The organism is Paenibacillus sp. NPDC058177, from assembly GCF_042883835.1.
Classification (GTDB): Bacteria; Bacillota; Bacilli; order Paenibacillales; family Paenibacillaceae; genus Paenibacillus_AQ; species Paenibacillus_AQ agri.
In genome coordinates, this window is the sequence record NZ_JBHVVB010000001.1 from 1,089,931 (window position 1) to 1,107,638 (window position 17,708).

The window sequence follows — 17,708 nt, forward strand, 5'->3', positions numbered from 1 at the left end:
ACAGATGTATCCACCTAACATTTTAGAAGAGATATGCCCTTTCCCTTGACTCTGGTACTGTACTAGGGTTTATCGTGATGGATATCAAATATGTCTTTTACGAATCTAGGTGGTTAAGTTGATGTTTACAGAACGGTTTGATCAAGTGTACGAAATTATGAAGCAGTCTTTCCCCGAAGCTGAGTATCGGACTTATTCGGAACAGAAGAAGCTACTATCGAATTCACGATATCGTCTTCACACAGAGGTGAACGAGCAGAACGAAGTGATTGGTTTTCTCGCAGGCTGGGAGTTCGAGGCGTTCAGGTACGTTGAGAATGTAGCTGTCTCCCCTAACATTCGTGGAGGTGGCATAGGCAAGCGGTTAATGGAGCGTTTCATGAAGCAGTCCGACTTGCCGGTCATATTGGAGGTCGAATTGCCTGATGATGAGCTGAAGCGGAGAAGGATCGGATTTTATGAACGTCTGGGATTTTGTTTGTTAGACTATTCTTATGTGCAACCACCGCTACGCGCAAGGCAGCAAACCCTGCCACTACAAATCATGAGCTATCCGGTAGGTTTGACTTTAACGCAATTTGAAATGGTGAGGGAATTACTGTATAAGGAAGTATACGGCGTGCCTGCGGCACACACCCGCGTATAGAATAGATAATTGCAAGCAGGAAGGAAACCGATGAAGAACGACTATAAAATCAATGAAATCTCAAAGCTCTACGGAATAGGCGTTGATTCCTTACGTTATTATGAGAAACTTGGCCTGTTGGTCCCCCGTCGAGACGACAACGGATATCGTCTGTACAGCCTTCAGGATATCTATAAATTGAATATCATCCGTGACCTACGCGAACTGGATTTTACGATGCCACAGATCAAGTCGTATCTAGATCAGCAAAGTGTCGAGAATACGCTTGAATTGTTACACACTGAACAGGAAATGATTAAAGAACGGGTCGCTAAGCTTGAAACAACGCAGCGTATCATTCAGAGCAGAATTAAAGTATTGACCGACGCGCAGCAAATTCAGACGGGGATCTTCTCCATCAAAACATATCCGGACCGCCCCTGTCTGCAGCTCAACACACGCATAACAAGGGACGAGGAAATGGATTATGCCATCAAGAAGTTGCATCAGAAGCATAAAAGTCACATTTTGGATTTAGGCAATCAATTATACGGTGCGTCTGTGTCACTTGAGGAATTAAAGCTTGGTTTGCGAGATGTCTTTAACTCGGTCTTCTTTATCTTTGATCCTGCTGAAGCTGGAAAGATCGACTATGATTACATCCTCCCGGCTGGCGATTATCTGTCATTCTATTACCGGGGCAATTATCGCCAAAGTCACGAAAAAATGCTTGAGGTCGTTGCACATGCCAACGAAAAAGGCCTCCGTATATTAGGAGACCCTTTTGAAATCTATGAAATCGATAACCGTGATACGATCATTACTGAACAATTTCTAACGGAAATACAGTTGAGAATATGTGATGCTGAACTTTAATAGAGGTGCGTCCCCGGCCACTTTCTCATATTCCATTATTCTTTAAAAAATTCAGCATCAGTTCACCGATTTCAAGCGCATGTGTCTCCAATGCAAAGTGCCCTGTATCCAATAAATGAATCTCCGCTTTGGGTAAATCCTGTTTAAAAGCTTCGGCACCGGCCGGAATAAAGGATACGTCATTTTTCCCCCATACTGCCAGTAAGGGAGGCTCATATTCTTGAAGATACTTTTGAAATTGCGGGTATAATCTTACATTGCTTTGGTAATCGAAAATTAAATCTGATTGTTTTTCATCATTTCCCGCACGAGACGTATAAGCAATATCAAGCGTATAGCCATCAGGAGAAACTCTGTTGTCTTCTGTTCCTTGAACATATTGATTCTTAATCGTATCAGGTGCAAATGCTGTGTGATAACTTTCTCTTTTTTCTGGAGTCGGATTATTCCAATACTCTTCTCTTGCTGCCCATTTTTCACCTAGTCCTTCACGATATATGTTTCCATTCTGACTTATTATTGCGGTTACACGTTCTGGGCGGTGCATGGCGATACGAAAGCCAATCGGAGCTCCATAATCAAAGACGTATAGAGCATATTTAGTCAGCAGTAATTTATCGATAAAAGACTCCATAACTTCGGTAATATGATCAAATGTATACTGGAACTCTTCTCTGTCAGGTGATGAAGTATTTCCAAACCCCGGATAATCAGGAGCAATGACATAATAATCTTTCTCCAACACAGGGATTAGTTCTCTGAACATATGACTAGCAGACGGAAAGCCATGCAGCAATACAATGACTGGTTTATTTGGATTACCCGCTTTACGATAGAATACCTCTAATCCTTCAACCTCTACTGAATGATAAGTCGTCATATAAACCTCCTAATTTTACTAATGATTATTCCCCACTTCTGGACAGATATGCACAATTTTAATAGCAGAAATTCTATCTCTTCTATGATGATACATCGTTCTTGCAATCATGAATAATGCGAAAATAAGATGCCGAGTATCTTTTTCTAATATACCTGTCATGGATCAGCCAAAAAGAAAAGGCATTACCCTGAGCTTGTCCTGTAAAGGAACGCCCATAGATAATGCCTTCAAACTCATTTTTTCATTGCAAGTAGTTATCTTTGCAACCCAGGATATTGCCAAATGCCAGAAGTTCTAAGCAGGTCACGGTAAATAACAAGCTTTTCATCATTTGTTACTTTCTGTGCTTCTTCAAGAGACTTGTAATCCAAATACACAGCATTCGTAAAGTTTCTGCTTGCTGCTTTGCCGTTCATTTTGCTATAGAAACTATCAGCTTCTTTAAAGACCGCGAGTGCTCTACGAATGTGGCTTGCGCTGGTCACGATCGTAACGTCTTTCAATCCTTCTCTTTCCAGAATGGCAGTAGAGAACAGACCGTTTTCAACGGTATCCGTAGATTTATTTTCAAGAATAATTCTATCCTTATTAACGCCTTGAGCAATCAACCACTGACTCATGGCATCGGACTCTGTAACGCCTTGCTTTGGTACTCCGCCTGTAACAATAATTTTAGAGTTCGGATATTTATTCGCTACAGCCAGACCTGTTTTCAAACGCTCAATCAACGTCGGTTGCATCGTTCCGTCATCAGCAAGTGCATAACCCAGAATCACAATCGCATGATTTTTTGACTGTACATTTGCCGGAGGGGTTGTGCTCAGCTTTTCATTAAATACCTTCTCTGTACGCTCTATTTTTTGCAGATACTGATTGGTTTTCTGAGCATTGATCAGTTTCAGCTTTGCAATAGAAGCTTTGTACGTAGCCTCGTCTCCAGATGCCTTCGAATACACTCCGTTAAGCAGGTTTGCATTAAAGTTGTTAGGATCCAAATTCAAAATTTGTCTATACGTATGCAGAGCTTCTGGAACTTTCTTCTCAATAATTAGTGTAGAAGCGAGTGAGAACTTCAAATCCAGATCGAACGGGTCAAGGAGTGTTGCTTCTTTAAAAGCATTCTCTACAACATCATATTTCCCTTTAAGCGTAATGCCTTTGAAAATATCCTTCTCGGACTGTTGGATATCACCGCCATGCCAGTAGTAATACATGGCCAGGTCCTTATATTGATTAATTCTCTCATAAGTCGGTTCATCATTTCTAATCGGCTTTGCATTGGAGGTCTCTACTTCTGCAGCTCTTACTGGCGGTGCCATCGTTACGTACGCCGTTGCAAATGTAACTGTAGACATCGTAATGGCTAACGCTAAAGCTAGTTTCTTCTTTGTGTTCTTCATGTTGTCCCCCACGCCTTCATATTGCCTCATTATGATGAGGCTTGATCACTACCTGACTATGTAAAGTTAACACTGATTTATCAACGTAGAATGAAGACAGCGTAAATCTATTGTAAAGTCGTGTAGTATAAATATTCCAGTATGTAAAGATGCGGCTAGTGAAGTAACCTTATATTAAAGGAACTGAAGTCTTTATGAAAAAATGTTAAAAAATCGTCGGAACCATTCCTCCATCCATGCGGATTGGAGAGCCTTTAAAGGCGGATGCATAAGGGCTGCATACAAAGGTAGTGAGTCGGCCGATTTCAATAGGTCTGATAAATCGTTGTATTTCCGATTGCGGCAGGTTTTTAGTCATAAAGTCTTTCTCTTTTTCCGCAAAAGCCATCTCTTCATTTGGGTAGATTCCCTCAATGATTTGCTGTACATTCTCAGAGAGTGTCGGTCCTGGCATAATGGTATTGACGGTAACTTCTGTGCCTACAGTTAGCTTGGACAAGCTTTTGGAGAGCGATAGCAGCATTGATTTGGTCATACCGTATTGCGGCATTTGACCTGAAGGCATAACCGCTTCTTCACTCGCAATAAAGATAATGCGGCCAACATTATTTTTCAACATTTTAGGCAAATAAAATTTAGACAACCCGTTAGCAGCAAGAACATTTGTCCGGAAATAGTGTTCCCATACTTCATCGTTAACGTCCTCGTACTGCATAATTTCATAAATCCCCGCATTGTTAACCAATATATCGATATCGGGGTATTTTGCAAATAACGCTTCTCTTTGCTCTACATCCACAATATCGGCCGTAGCTTTCTGTGGCGAGGTTGCCGGGTAATTGGTTTTTATTTCTTGTACAGTTCGTTCAACCTCTTCCGCATTTCGTCCATTTATAAGTACATTGACCCCTTCTTTGGCAAGTTCAATGGCGATGGCTTTACCTATTCCTTTGGTCGATCCTGTCACTAAAGCTGTTTTCCCCTGTAATCCCATATCCATTTCTACTCTACTCCTTTTTATTTGCATCTATATAAGACAAACTTAAAATCCTAACGTAAGACTCGGTAGTTACTACGGTGGAATGTTTGGACTTCCGGCCGCTGTTGTCTCCATATTTCTTTCCATTGTATCGCAGTTGCGGTTGAAATCTGGAGACAAAGGCGGTCGCTACCGCTCCTACAGTTCCAAACTTCCCCCTTCGCTCCTTCTCGTTTTTTGTTATTTTCTTTTTGTTCGTCTTATATAACGGCAAGCTAATCCGTAGTTTTATTTACAACAGCCTTGCGCTCCGGATAGGGATTATATTACGTTGTCTTGGTGGTTCAGTAACTAGCATAGGACGCCAAAGTTCTTGTTTAACACGCCAAAAGTAATAAGTTAGTACGTATTCGCATTTTCGGACATCGAATTTGCACCTAAATGCTCAGCACGCCAATTGGAAGGAGTGTCATCTTCCCATATGCGGAAGGCACGGTAGAACGAATTCTGGTCCTCATATCCAATTAGAAAAGCAACTTCTTTAATATCGAGCGAGGGGTCTGCCAAATACTCCAGTGCCTGCTCGTGTTTAGCTTGTGTCAACAGAAGCTTGAAGCTCGTGTTCTCATCAGTAAGCCTGCGCTGTAAGGTCCGATCACTCATATTGAGCACTTTTGCGACGGAATGAATATCTGGTTGTCCTCCGGTGAGGCAGCGTTTCATGATCCATTTGACCTTCTCCGTGACGGAGCGGATGCTCTGCTGCTCGCCTAGCGATTCGTTCAGTACTGGCGTAAGGATCTCCAGCAGCTCTTCGTTATACGACAGAAAGGGAAGGTCCAAATCTTTTCGATGCAGTGTCAGCCGATTACTCTTCGCGCCAATCCGAACAGGACAGCCAAAATAAGCCTCAAGGGCTTGCACATCACCCATTGCTTGCGTAAATTCAACCAGCTGTGCCGTCAAAGATTGACCCGTGCCCCGGCGCCCAAGCTCCAGAAGATTTGCCAGCGTGATCCCAATCAGCAGCGGCGGACCAGATTGCTCGGTATACAGCCATTCCAGTTCGATTACACAGTGTTCTCCTTCCTCCGTGATACGCAAGCTTTCGGGCGGGCATAGTTGCTTGTAACGAGTCATTCGACTCAGCGCGTCACGATAGTCACGAGCGTGGTAAGTCGCCAAAACAGATGGTGGGTACTTCGCTGTTTCATATACGGTCGCAAGTTCGATAATGCCTTTGGCAGTGTCACCAATAAGATCAGAATAGGCCTGCCAGATCGCGAAATATTGGGTGGTAGTGACTACTAGTTCAGTAATAATGGTGAGCGGCAATCCCGCTTTGCGAGCTACGTCTTGGGCGGCAATCCCTAATTGACGTAATCCTGTCCAAAATCCTTGCGGCAGCTTAATACGGTCAGAGGTATTAGATATCATACGTTTGGTACTCCTTTTTCTAATGCAAATTCACCCTTACAATATTTCAATATATCCTTCCGTTCCATGTACGCGAATGCGCTGCCCATCTTTAATCAGTTTGGTAGCATTCTCCACGCCAACAACTGCTGGCAAGCCATATTCACGTGCGATCACCGCTCCATGGGTCATCAGTCCACCCACTTCAGTGACCAGGCCTTTGATGGATACGAACAAGGGAGTCCAGCTAGGGTCAGTAAAAGCAGTAACTAAGATATCTCCATCTTCTAAATCAGCATCTTCCATATTTACAATAACACGTGCTCGTCCCTCAATCACTCCGGAAGAAACAGGCAGGCCTACAATAGCTCCGGTAGGAAGATTTTCTCGTTTGTATTCCCCTGCGATGATTTCACCATCAGATGTAATCACACGCGGCGGAGTTAGTTTTTCATATCGTTTGTACTCGTCTTTACGTGTGTCTATGATCTGGTAATCTAATTTATGGGTACGCACGACCTCGTGAAGTTCATCAAAAGTAAGAAAGTAGATATCTTCTTTTTCATGAATAATTCCTTCCCGGACAAGTGCCTCAGCTTCCTGGAGTAAAGCCTGCTTATAAACGAAGTAACGATTCACCATGCCGTATTTGGGATACTCCCGATAGCCGCTGAAGTTTCGGATCAAGTCAATCCGGTGTTTGGTTTCGGCTGCTTTCTGCTCTCCGTCCGGCAATGCCTTTAGGCGTTCTAATAGCTCTTGTTCTTTGCTCAAAGCTTCAAGCCACCCTTGTTCAAATTTCCGATGACTGGCCTTCGGCTCAAAGTTCTTGATATTACCTAGAAGGATCGGGACAAGGGCGGATGGTTTTTCGCTCCAACGGGTTCTCGTGATATCAATTTCACCGGCACACCGCATGCCGTATTTGTCCAGAAAAGCAGTAATCGCTTCATACGCTTCCTGTCCCCCACGAATCTTAAGCAGTTCGTCCCCCAAGCTGTCCTCTTTTAGTTGCTGTAAATAATCAACGACTTCCGGGTAAGGACGAATGACATCAGCGACATCCAGGAGCGCCAGTCCCATCTCTGAAGTAATGTTATTCGATACAGATTGGGACAGGGTGTCAGCTGCACTTTTTTCACCTAGCCATTCGTGCATTTTCTCATTGATCCAAGCGGACGCGTTCATACCAGCCATAATGACTTTCGTGCTTTGCGGGTCAAAGAGAATCTTCTTTAATTCCTGCAGATCTTCTAGAATAAAATCAAATAAGTCTACTCCTGATTTTCCTTCGATATTTACTTTTAACACCGCCAACGATGTCTCGCTCCGCTCAACCAAGTCAGAAACAATTGATGGATCGGTTTCGATTGGTGCTGGCATGCCTGCGTAATTTTTGGCTGGGTTCGGAGCTGCGGTATCATTAGGTAATAATTTTATAAAATCCTCTCGCGCTATAACAGTCTTGAGTGCATCTTTGACGAGCGGCTCGGATTGCCCCAACATATTTAGTATTATGTCTCTACTGACAGGTGAAGCCAGCTGAGGTGTGACATCAACAAATAGTCTTCCGCCAGCAGTACACATAGGTGCACGAGTTACTAACAGATAGAACGATAATCCCAGTGGCTTCATCGCATCCGTCATCATTTGCTGGTGGCCTACAGAGATATAGACATGATTCTCTTGATCGTTCGCTTCAGGGATCGGGTATAACGTTGTGATCGGACGGCTCTGAACAATGTAAAAGACATCTTCTGCTAAACACCATTCAATATCTTGCGGGCAACCGAAATAAGCTTCAATCTGCCTTCCGATGCGTGACAATTGTAAAATTTGTTGATCAGTCAGTGTCTGAGACTTTTGCCGATCAGGATCGATCTGCTGAGTCTCTGTTCCATCTTCTTCACGTCCATAGACAGCCAACTTTTTGGTTGCTATCCTCTTCTCGACGATTTCATCTTCCCGTACTTTATAACCATCGGCAGAAACCAAGCCAGAAACCAGCGCTTCTCCAAGGCCATAACTGGCATCGATCGATAGCAGCTTCCGGTTAGAGGTCATTGGATCAGCGGTAAATAAAATCCCGGAGGCTTGCGGGAACACCATCCTTTGCACGATAACGGATAAATAAACTTGACTGTGGTCAAATCCATTTTGCATACGGTAGATGACCGCGCGATCTGTAAACAGGGATGCCCAACATTTGCTGATATGCTCCAAAATTGCTTGTTGGCCAATGATATTCAAATAGGTGTCTTGTTGGCCGGCAAAAGAGGCATGGGGCAAATCTTCAGCAGTCGCACTAGAGCGCACTGCATAAGCATGCTTATCACCAGACTTGGAGAGATAATGGGTGACTGCTTGCACAACCTCGGATGGAATTTCTACTTGCAAAATGATTTGTCGAAGCTTCCCGCTGACTTCAGCAATTTGATCTCGATCTTCTAAGGTTAGCATGGCTAGTTGAGCCAACAAAGCATGATATGTTTCATTTGGTCCGACTGCTGCTTGATATCCCACGGTTGTCACACAAAATCCCTCTGGTACTTGTATACCCTCAATTTTGGACAGCTCCCCTAAATGCAGCCCTTTTCCGCCAACAAGCATAAGCTGTGTGTTGTTCATTTCCTGAAAATCGAGAACCAACGAACGCATTCCACATCTCTCCTAACCATTCATTTGAGAAAAAAACATTTGACAAGACTTTGGTCGGCATAGTAAGATTAATATATAAGATATACTTTCTATGCCTATTCATAAATTGAAAAGTTGCGATCAGATTATATCATCTAGTCTGGTCATGTGCAATATAAAAAGAACCTGAATGAAATATTCAGGTTCTTTCTTTGTTTTTTCGCTATCTTTAGTGCATTCAAGAATCATATACCTCGCCTGCAGCTTCTTTCAAAGCATATTCAAAGGGCTCTTCACACGAATAAATCTCATGAAAAAATCCCATGTACGGAATATCATCCTCCATACATTTTATTAGATAGGACAATGCCTCATCACACTCTGGCTCTTCACCGGCGTGCTGCATACACTCAAATGCATCTACTATATTTTCCAGCATGTTTATTTGGATGAATAATGGTAGTTGATCCAGCATCGCATCTCCAATATTGGTCTCGGATCGATATCCCTCGAGGCAGACTTTGAAATAATCATCCATAAACTCTTTGCGTTTATTGGCGTCTGGTTCAAACTGTATCCAGCCCACTCCGTTTCTCCAGATCGACGCCAAATCACACATATACCAACAGAAACACGAATTATCAAAGTCATATACAGTAATTTGCCCGGTATCAAAATCGATATGATAATTCCCATCTCCGTAATCAAAATGAATCATACCATAGGATTCATTGCTCCGTTCCAATCCCTCCACTATCGTAAGAAGCGCTACCAGCTTTTCCTTCAACCGAGATAAGGAATCGGGAATCAATTTTTCAATATATTCTGCGTTATATTTATCTAAAAAGCTATATCGGCGCTGGACTGGTGTATAACCTTTCGACAACTGATGCAATTTACCGAGAGTTTTACCGCAGTTATAATAATATTCGGTAATAGGAACGCCTTCTCGATACTGGTAGTTATTTTCCACCAGATGCTTACCCTTGGCTTTTTCAAACAGGCAGACAAAAAAAGTGTGATTATGATGAGTGATCTCTTCCAGCAGATTCCCCTTCCGGGAACTGATTACATTCGATACGCTGCCGCCATGCTCGAATAGATATCTGATGTACTGGACTTCGGCCAGAAAATCTTCCCGGCTCCTGTCATTCAAAAAGGAGATTCGGAGTATTTTGGCATCAGCGCCGTCTTTTTCATAGTTATAAGCGATATTCCGCCCTCCGTCATGTGGGTTAATCCGGCTGATCTCATAACCCTCCAAGTCATATAGCTCTGACACTAATGGAAGCAAATAGGCATCCCCGATTTGAACAACTTCGTCATAAGTCATAACATTTCCCCTTTAACTAATCATTTGTTTAAAAGCAAATCCTTTTGAACTATATGTATATTTTACTAACAACTTCCGGTAAATGGGATAGTAGAAAACAATTAAAACTGATTGATCCTGTTTCGTGTGTATAAGCAGTCTACTTTTACTGAGTTCTCCCCGCAGCGAATATCCCAGAACTGGGCTACGTTCTAGTGTACACACTGACACCAAGCAATGAGCCGTTACTAATCTGTATACAAAAAAGTCACATCAGATATTATTCTAATGTGACTCTATAATACGTTTAGCTTAATTGTTCTTTTGCAACTCAGAGATAAAGGATTAGCGATACAAAAGCAAGCGTTAATCCGCCAGCAGCATAATCCACCTGCGCGAAATTCAGCTCCTTATAGGATGTCCGGCCCCTTCCATCCCCGTAAGCTCTTGCATCGATCGCTAAAGACAGTTGCTCCGCCCGCTGAATCGTTGTAACGAATAGCGGAATCAGTATTGAAGTATAAGCAACGATCTTCTTGTAGCCTTTGGTAGACGTAGTGTCATACCCTCTAGCCTTACGAGCCAGCATAATGCGATCAAGCTCTTGAATGATCGTTGGAATAAACCGGATGGCAAGCACGATCATCAGTGCAAAAGCTTCGACTGGAACACCTAAGCGGGACAGCGGTTTAAGCAGTTTTTCAAGACCCTTCGCCAGATCCAGCGGTTTGGTTGTTAACGTAAGTACCGAAGCAAGTAAGATCAGCAATATCATTCTCCAAACAATAAAGCTGCCGTTCTTTATCCCTTCTAGGGTCACTTTTAGAAAGAAGCCAGGCCAGAGTGGCGTTCCATCGGTCAGCACGACATGATACAAAAAGGTGAAGGAAAGAATGAAGAGAATTGGCTTTAATCCTCTGAAGACCATTACAACCGGCAATTTAGCGGTCAGGATTAACCCTGCCACCAGGACAGTTGTCGCAATATATCCGGCAAATGTTTTAAGCAGAAGGAAACTAATCATGATGGCAAAAATGCTCAATAGTTTAGTTCGGGAATCCAGCCGGTGAATGACTGAGCCAGTATCTGCATATTGACCCAGTATGATTTTATCCATCATGTTGAATACCCCTTGCCTGCCAGACTGATCTAACCTGCTGCATAATGTCCTCTTCTCTGCAACTGGCTGGTTCGATAATACGGCCGGACAATTCCTCGATCAGCTTGAGGAGCTGTACAGGCTCCGGCAAAGGCAGCCCTGCTTGCTTCATGAACTCTGTATGTTGTAAAAAAAGATCATTCGCACTCATCTGTACCAATAAACGTCCACTGTTAAAGATCATAACCTCATCTGAGTACTCAGCTACATCCTCCATCTGATGAGAGATGAAGATCACCGTTCGATTCTTTGTCCGCTGCCATGCTCTGATTTCCTCAAGAAGCGCAATCCTGCTTAAAGGATCAAGTCCAGCTGTCGGTTCATCCAGAATAAGCAACTCGGGATCTGCAATAAGCACCGAAGCAATGGCAACACGCCGCTTTTGTCCCCCGCTGAGCTGGTATGGAGACGCGTCCAGAAGGTCTGACGGGAGCCCCATTTGATGCATCACAGATTCGATTTCAGCCTTCATATCCCCAGTGTGACCTTTTTTTATTTTCTGAGCAAAGGCCAGCTCTTTATAAACAGTCGTTTCAAAGATTTGCTGTTCCGGATTCTGAAACACATAGCCAATCTGTGGAACCACCCTCATATTCCCTTTGCTGTCCCGCGGAAGCGGCTGTTGGTTATACGTATATTCACCACTGAATGAAGGGATCAGACCTTTTATAAGTTTGGCAAAAGTGGACTTACCGGCCCCGTTGTGTCCTATAACAGAGATCCACTTCCCCTCCTGAAGCGTACAACTCAACGATTGTAGAACCTCTCTGCCGTTCATACTTACACTTATATCCTTTAATGCATAGACCATAAGTTGGTGATCGTCTCCTTCCAATCAGAACCTAAGGGGACATCTAATCCCAGTGTCTGATGCAGCCTTACAGCAAAAGGAGGAACCAACTGGTCAGTCAGGGACACGCTGTTGAATAAGGCTGACGGAGTACCGTCAAAACGGATACTCCCATTACTTAGCAGCAGAACCCGATCCGCTGACAGAATCTCATCCATGTGGTGAGTAATATGAATGATCGTCAACCCTGATCGATGAAGGGTGCGCATCACCTCAAGGATGTCTTTTCTCTCCTGCGGATCAAGCATGGAAGTAGCCTCATCGAATACCAGGATAGAAGGACGCATGGCCAGAATGGCCGCAATCGCCACCCGTTGTTTCTCGCCTCCTGACAGCTGATGCGGCATCGCGTCCAAATAATCTTCCATACGGACAGCTTGCAAAGCCCCTTCTACCCTAGGCATCATTTCTTCTCTTGGGATGCGAAGGTTCTCCAATCCGAACACGACTTCATCGAGAACGGTTGTCGTAATAAACTGATCTTCAGGATTCTGAAAGACCAGTCCAACCTGCTCACGAATCTTTTTCAAATCCACATGCTGAAGGGTATTCAACTGATTAAGTCTTACTTGTCCCTTTCTGGGCAGTAGCAATCCGTTCATCAACTTGGCAAGTGTGGATTTCCCGCTTCCGTTCCCTCCGACGATGGCGACAAATTCTCCTTCTTGAACTTCGAAGCTCACATCTTGAATGATGGGATGCTCTCGGCGGTAATGATAATTAACTTGATCAAAAACAAGCATCTGTGTTGCTCCCTTCGTTACTTCGAAGCCGAGAAAAAGCCCTCCAGCTCGGTAGTAACCAGTCTGGAAGGCTTTGGCTTTCGCCAAAGTGTAATCATATTGATGAGGAACATTGGAGCAATGATACTAAGCTTGTACTTTTTCTTCAATAGGACTAATCGCTCTAAGCTGCATCGTAATGATGGCTGCAATGACGGCTTTAATGATATCACCTGGAACAAAGGCTATCGAACCTATTAAGGCGGCCCAAATGGACGTATTAGTGATCAGAGCCATGACAGGGGCACCAATGAGATACACCACTATTACACCAAAAATCAGATTGATGACTACCAGCTTCCATGTTTTGACCTGCAGCCAGATTTTCTCGGAAGCCCATCCGATCAGGAAGGCCGAAATCGGCCAGCTGAATATGTAACCTGCAGACGGTCCAACCAACGCCACCAGACCACCGTGCCCACCTGTTAACACAGGCAAACCAATAGCCACCAGAATGATGAAGAGTACAAGACTTAGGCCGCCGGTTTTTCTACCCAGAAAACATCCAGCCAACATGACACCGAGTGTCTGGGCAGTGATTGGAACAGGTATGAACCCGAGTGGTATAGGCGGGATCATACCCAGCACTGCGATTAGAGCAGCGAATAGTGCCGCATAGACAAGTTCTTTTGTTTTCAAGAAATAGACCTCCATTGGGAACGTAAAATGTATTTGATTAAGTTACGAGCTGTTCCATACGCTGAATTATAATAGAGTGAATTTCAATTGTAAACCTAAATTTATTGTAGGTTCACAATCAAACACTTAAACAGATCATTCATGTACTTAACTTTTGTAGCTGGTTATTGACTAGCTAAGCATGTTAAAATATAGGGATAGGGTTGTTAGGCATATATTAGTGGAGGTTTATTGCCATGACAGTAAAAGAACGTATTCTAGCTTTACTCGACGGCAACAGAGGCGAATATATCTCCGGCGAGGAGATAGCTGGACAGCTATCCGTTACACGCAGTGCTGTTTGGAAGTCGATCAAATCGCTGCAGAACGAAGGTTACTCCATAACGGCTGTAACAAATAAAGGGTACTCTCTATCACCTAATACGGATATTCTATCCGCTGTTGCAATTTCGAATTATTTAAATATGGAGTGTAACAATCTACATATTGAAGTCCTCAAAACAGTACCGTCAACAAATGAATCCGTTAAAAAACTTGCCTTGAACGGAGCGGCTGAGGGCATAGTGATCCTTTCGGAGGAGCAGACAGCCGGACGCGGCAGAAAAAGCCGGCAGTTCTTTTCTCCCTCAGGAACGGGGATCTATATGAGCATCCTTCTACGTCCGAAGATCTCAGCGCAAGATTCTTTTCTTCTCACGACCTCCGCCGCAGTAGCTGTTTCGATGGCCATCGAGAGTGTAGCCCATAAGGACACGCAGATAAAATGGGTTAACGATGTATTCATGGATGGTAAAAAGGTCTGCGGAATCCTTACTGAAGCCGCTCTTTCAGTGGAAAGTGGCTGGCTTGACTATGCTGTGCTCGGCATTGGAATTAATGTATCACTGCCCTCTCATGGATTCCCTGAAGAGATTACAGATATCGCTACATCTGTATTTTCGGATGACAAGAACAGCGGAGATCTTCGTAACCGACTAGCGGCAGAGATACTCAATAATTTCATGGTTTTCTATACACGTTTGACGGACAGGCTATTTCTGCCTGAGTATAAAAAACGTATATTTTTCCTCGGCAAAGCCGTAACTGTACTGAAAGAAAACAAACAATGCCAGGCAACAGCCATTGATATTGATGACAATTGTCGGCTCAAAGTCAGGTATGAGAATGGCGATGAGGAGTATCTTTCAAGCGGAGAAGTTAGTATTAAAGTTAATGGATAGAGAGCCCCAGCCAATTGGCTGGGGTTTTGTTGTACTCAAGGAGCTTAAGAACCGTATCCATTTGGCTAGCAAAAAGTATATTTTAAAATTATTCTTTACTGATCGTTCCCATAATGATAAGATGTCTTCGGGAGGTGATCATGAATGACAAGAAGCAAAGAATATGACGAGAATGCAGTTCTTCATAAGGCCATGCAACTCTTCTGGGAACAAGGTTATGAAAAAACATCCATGTCTGATCTTGTAGCGCATATGAGAGTTCATAGAAGAAGCCTATATGATACCTTCAAGGATAAGCATACATTGTTTCTTAAGGTCTTGGATCATTACGGAGAAATAACGGATAGCACTCTTCAAGAAGGAATTGAACAATCTGAAACAGCTACTCAAGCGTTACATTTCATTTTCAAGTATACGATTGATAACATTGATGATGTTCCTACGGGTTGTCTATTTGTAAATGCAGCAGTGGAATTAGCGATGCATGATGCTGATGCCGATGCCAAGACCATTGAAGGATTTGAAAAACAAGAACAGCTACTCACATCTATTATTCGGTGGGGTCAGCATAACAAGGAATTCACATCTGATTATGATGCCAAAGAACTTGGAGAGTCTTTGCATAATACGCTATTGGGATTCAGAGTAATGAGACGTACATCGACAAGTAAGGATAAGCTTCATCGTTTAGCCGCCCTATCTTTGAGGTATTTAGAGTATTGAATTTTTTTTGCCCTTAATGAGAATGATCATTCCCATAAACTTTTCTCGTTCCTGACATCTCACCCCACCCACATTTTTTCCAATTAAAAGGAGACGATTTAGAAATGACAACAACACAGAATTTAACTGGTAAAGTAGCCTTTGTAACTGGCGGAACTCGTGGTATTGGATTGGAAACTGTACGTGGTCTGGCTCACTTAGGAGCTGTGGTAGTGATCGGTGCGCGCGATGCACAAAAAGGTATTGAAGTCGCTCAACAATTTAAACAAGAGGGATTCAACGTAGAAAGTATTAAAATAGATGTCAATCTGCATGAAGATAATGTGGCTGCTTATGATTACTTCAATGAGAATTTCGGAAAGCTGGATATCTTGATCAACAATGCTGGTGTTTTGCTGGATCAAGAAAATGTGTCCGTTGAAGTTATCAACCGAACAAGTACCCTGCCATTAAAGGTATTACATGACACTTTTAATGCCAACTTCTTTGCTCAAGTTGATTTAACGCAGCTTCTCTTACCGCTGATTCGTAAATCTGATGCTGGACGTATCGTCAATCTTTCCAGCATTCTGGGGTCACTCTCCCTCCAGGCAGATCAGAACTCACCTATATATTCAGCGAAAACTTTTGCTTATAACGCTTCCAAAGCAGCATTGAACGCCTTTACAATCCATTTGGCTGCAGAACTTGAGGGAACTCCGATTAAAGTTAACTCCATTCACCCTGGTTGGGTTCGCACTCGACTTGGCGGAGGTGCTGCGGATATTGATGAGGTGGAAGGTAGCCGGACAAGCATTTTGGCGGCAACACTGCCTGCGGATGGCCCAACCGGTTCCTTCTTCTTTTTAGAAAATACGCTGCCTTGGTAATGTCTTAGATTCAAGACGGAATTTCAAAATTCCTGGGTCCGCTGATTTAGAGAATATGTTGGTCGGGCGGTACGAAAGTGCCGTCCTTTAGAATGAGGAGTGGATTTCATTGGAGAGCAATGATACAAACCAAACCATGCGCAATCCATGGCTTAGTGTTTTTGCGATAGCTTTAGGCGCTATAGCGCTTGTCATTACGGAGTTTTTACCTGTAGGCTTGCTTCCTGATATTTGTAGAAGCTTTGGTGTATTAGAAGGTACCGCCGGACTTGCAGTGACTTCTACCGCCCTATTGGGAGCTGTTGCAGCCCCGCTTACTACCATAGTTATTGGACAATTAGATCGACGAATTGTGTTGCTCGTATTGACGTTCATGCTTATTGTGTCCAGTGTACTCTCGGTATTTGCCCCTAGTTTTGGAGTGTTCATCATTGCACGGATTATTCTTGGACTCGGAGTAGGAGGTTTTTGGGCAATCGCTGTAGCGAGCGCTGTTCGACTAGTCCCCCAAGATAAGATCGCACTGGCATCTTCCATCGTACTAGGCGGGATTTCGATTGGAACGGTGGTCAGTGTGCCTACGGGTACATTCATTGCTTCGCATTTTGATTGGCGAGCCGCATTTACAGCGGCCAGTGTTTTTGCGGTCGTTACTTTTATCATCCAACTCATTCTACTGCCAAAAATCCCAATGAAACAAGGCGTTCGCGTTAAAGATTACGTGGAGCTGTTTCGTTTTAATAAAATAAGAATGATTTTTGCCATCGTTGTATTCCTCGTCGGAGGCCAATACGCAGCGTATACGTATGTAACTCCATATCTGCAGCAAGTGACGGGCACCAGCTCAAATGTATTAGGCGTTTTGATGCTTATATATGGTATTGTTGTTTGCTTGGGTAATTTTATTGGCGGATTCATTTCTAAAATAGGACTTCGGCGCATGAATGCAATGACAGCATTTATTTATCTGGTATCTCTTGCCGCTATCTCACTCTTAGGACATAGCTCGATTATCGTAACGATTGCTTTAATTACATGGGCATTCGCTTGGGGAATGGCTCCTTTAGGTGCCCAACTATGGATCTTCTCCTCTATCCGGAATGCACCAGAAGCTGCGCAAGCTATCTTTACGGGAGTATTTCAATTATCAATTAGCGTTGGTTCACTTATAGGCGGCGTTGCTGTCAATGCTATTAATTTAACTAGCTCTATGTGGCTGGGAGTAATATTGGTCGCATTAGCGCTTATTATGACATTCATGGTTGGCAGGGATGATAATGAATCTTCTGGCAAACTTACAACCGAAAATTAATAAAGACCCCCCAGCCAATTGGCTGG

16 protein-coding genes are annotated in these 17,708 nt (G+C 43.4%); 6 read left to right on the forward strand and 10 right to left on the reverse strand.

The window, feature by feature from the left end; all coding sequences use genetic code 11:
* The first annotated feature begins 121 nt into the window (after window positions 1-121).
* Entirely contained in the window at window positions 122-646 is a 525-nt protein-coding gene (locus ACFVU8_RS05210; RefSeq protein ID WP_387426098.1) for a GNAT family N-acetyltransferase, read from the forward strand.
* A gap of 30 nt (window positions 647-676) precedes the next feature.
* Window positions 677-1,501, forward strand: coding sequence for a MerR family transcriptional regulator (locus tag ACFVU8_RS05215; protein WP_387426099.1), 825 nt, complete (start codon window positions 677-679; stop codon window positions 1,499-1,501).
* 25 nt (window positions 1,502-1,526) lie between these two features.
* Here ACFVU8_RS05215 and ACFVU8_RS05220 read toward each other — a convergent pair whose 3' ends face one another.
* The 10 genes from ACFVU8_RS05220 to ACFVU8_RS05265 form a co-directional block, all read right to left on the reverse strand.
* Window positions 1,527-2,381, reverse strand: a complete 855-nt coding sequence (locus ACFVU8_RS05220) for an alpha/beta fold hydrolase (RefSeq protein ID WP_387426100.1) — start codon at window positions 2,379-2,381, stop codon at window positions 1,527-1,529.
* 257 nt (window positions 2,382-2,638) lie between these two features.
* Window positions 2,639-3,784, reverse strand: coding sequence for an ElyC/SanA/YdcF family protein (locus ACFVU8_RS05225; RefSeq protein ID WP_379466935.1), 1,146 nt, complete (start codon window positions 3,782-3,784; stop codon window positions 2,639-2,641).
* 205 nt (window positions 3,785-3,989) lie between these two features.
* Window positions 3,990-4,784: an SDR family NAD(P)-dependent oxidoreductase gene (locus ACFVU8_RS05230; protein ID WP_387426101.1), complete on the reverse strand. Its 795-nt coding sequence runs from the start codon at window positions 4,782-4,784 to the stop codon at window positions 3,990-3,992.
* Window positions 4,785-5,162: 378 nt separating this feature from the next.
* The gene (locus ACFVU8_RS05235) at window positions 5,163-6,200 is read right to left on the reverse strand and encodes an AraC family transcriptional regulator (protein WP_387426102.1); all 1,038 of its coding nucleotides are present in this window, start codon (window positions 6,198-6,200) and stop codon (window positions 5,163-5,165) included.
* Between the two features lie 36 nt (window positions 6,201-6,236).
* Complete coding sequence (gene ppsA, locus ACFVU8_RS05240) at window positions 6,237-8,837, reverse strand: phosphoenolpyruvate synthase (RefSeq protein ID WP_387426103.1); 2,601 nt, start codon at window positions 8,835-8,837, stop codon at window positions 6,237-6,239.
* Window positions 8,838-9,054: 217 nt separating this feature from the next.
* A complete protein-coding gene (locus ACFVU8_RS05245; RefSeq protein ID WP_387426104.1) occupies window positions 9,055-10,149 on the reverse strand; it encodes a phosphotransferase enzyme family protein in 1,095 nt (364 codons plus the stop codon).
* A gap of 310 nt (window positions 10,150-10,459) precedes the next feature.
* Window positions 10,460-11,248, reverse strand: a complete 789-nt coding sequence (locus ACFVU8_RS05250; RefSeq protein ID WP_387426106.1) for an energy-coupling factor transporter transmembrane component T family protein — start codon at window positions 11,246-11,248, stop codon at window positions 10,460-10,462.
* Window positions 11,238-12,098 carry an ATP-binding cassette domain-containing protein gene (locus ACFVU8_RS05255; protein WP_387426108.1) on the reverse strand — a complete coding sequence of 287 codons (861 nt, stop codon included), beginning with the start codon at window positions 12,096-12,098 and terminating at the stop codon, window positions 11,238-11,240. The genes ACFVU8_RS05250 and ACFVU8_RS05255 overlap by 11 nt, the downstream gene beginning before the upstream one ends.
* A complete protein-coding gene (locus ACFVU8_RS05260; protein WP_387426110.1) occupies window positions 12,083-12,880 on the reverse strand; it encodes an energy-coupling factor transporter ATPase in 798 nt (265 codons plus the stop codon). Before ACFVU8_RS05260 ends, ACFVU8_RS05255 begins: the two co-directional genes overlap by 16 nt.
* Before the next feature lie 126 nt (window positions 12,881-13,006).
* On the reverse strand, window positions 13,007-13,558 hold the full coding sequence (locus ACFVU8_RS05265; RefSeq protein WP_379466927.1) for a biotin transporter BioY: 552 nt from the start codon (window positions 13,556-13,558) through the stop codon (window positions 13,007-13,009).
* A 236-nt stretch (window positions 13,559-13,794) separates the two neighbouring features.
* Here ACFVU8_RS05265 and ACFVU8_RS05270 point away from each other — a divergent pair, with 236 nt between their 5' ends.
* The 4 genes from ACFVU8_RS05270 to ACFVU8_RS05285 all read left to right on the forward strand — a co-directional run bounded on the left by ACFVU8_RS05270 (window position 13,795) and on the right by ACFVU8_RS05285 (window position 17,682).
* Window positions 13,795-14,778, forward strand: coding sequence for a biotin--[acetyl-CoA-carboxylase] ligase (locus tag ACFVU8_RS05270; protein WP_379466926.1), 984 nt, complete (start codon window positions 13,795-13,797; stop codon window positions 14,776-14,778).
* 144 nt (window positions 14,779-14,922) lie between these two features.
* The gene (locus ACFVU8_RS05275; protein WP_379466925.1) at window positions 14,923-15,501 is read left to right on the forward strand and encodes a TetR/AcrR family transcriptional regulator; all 579 of its coding nucleotides are present in this window, start codon (window positions 14,923-14,925) and stop codon (window positions 15,499-15,501) included.
* Window positions 15,502-15,605: 104 nt separating this feature from the next.
* On the forward strand, window positions 15,606-16,370 hold the full coding sequence (locus ACFVU8_RS05280) for an SDR family NAD(P)-dependent oxidoreductase (protein WP_387426112.1): 765 nt from the start codon (window positions 15,606-15,608) through the stop codon (window positions 16,368-16,370).
* Between the two features lie 109 nt (window positions 16,371-16,479).
* Window positions 16,480-17,682 (forward strand): MFS transporter, encoded by a 1,203-nt coding sequence (locus tag ACFVU8_RS05285; protein ID WP_387426113.1) that lies wholly within the window; start codon window positions 16,480-16,482, stop codon window positions 17,680-17,682.
* Window positions 17,683-17,708 lie beyond the last annotated feature (26 nt).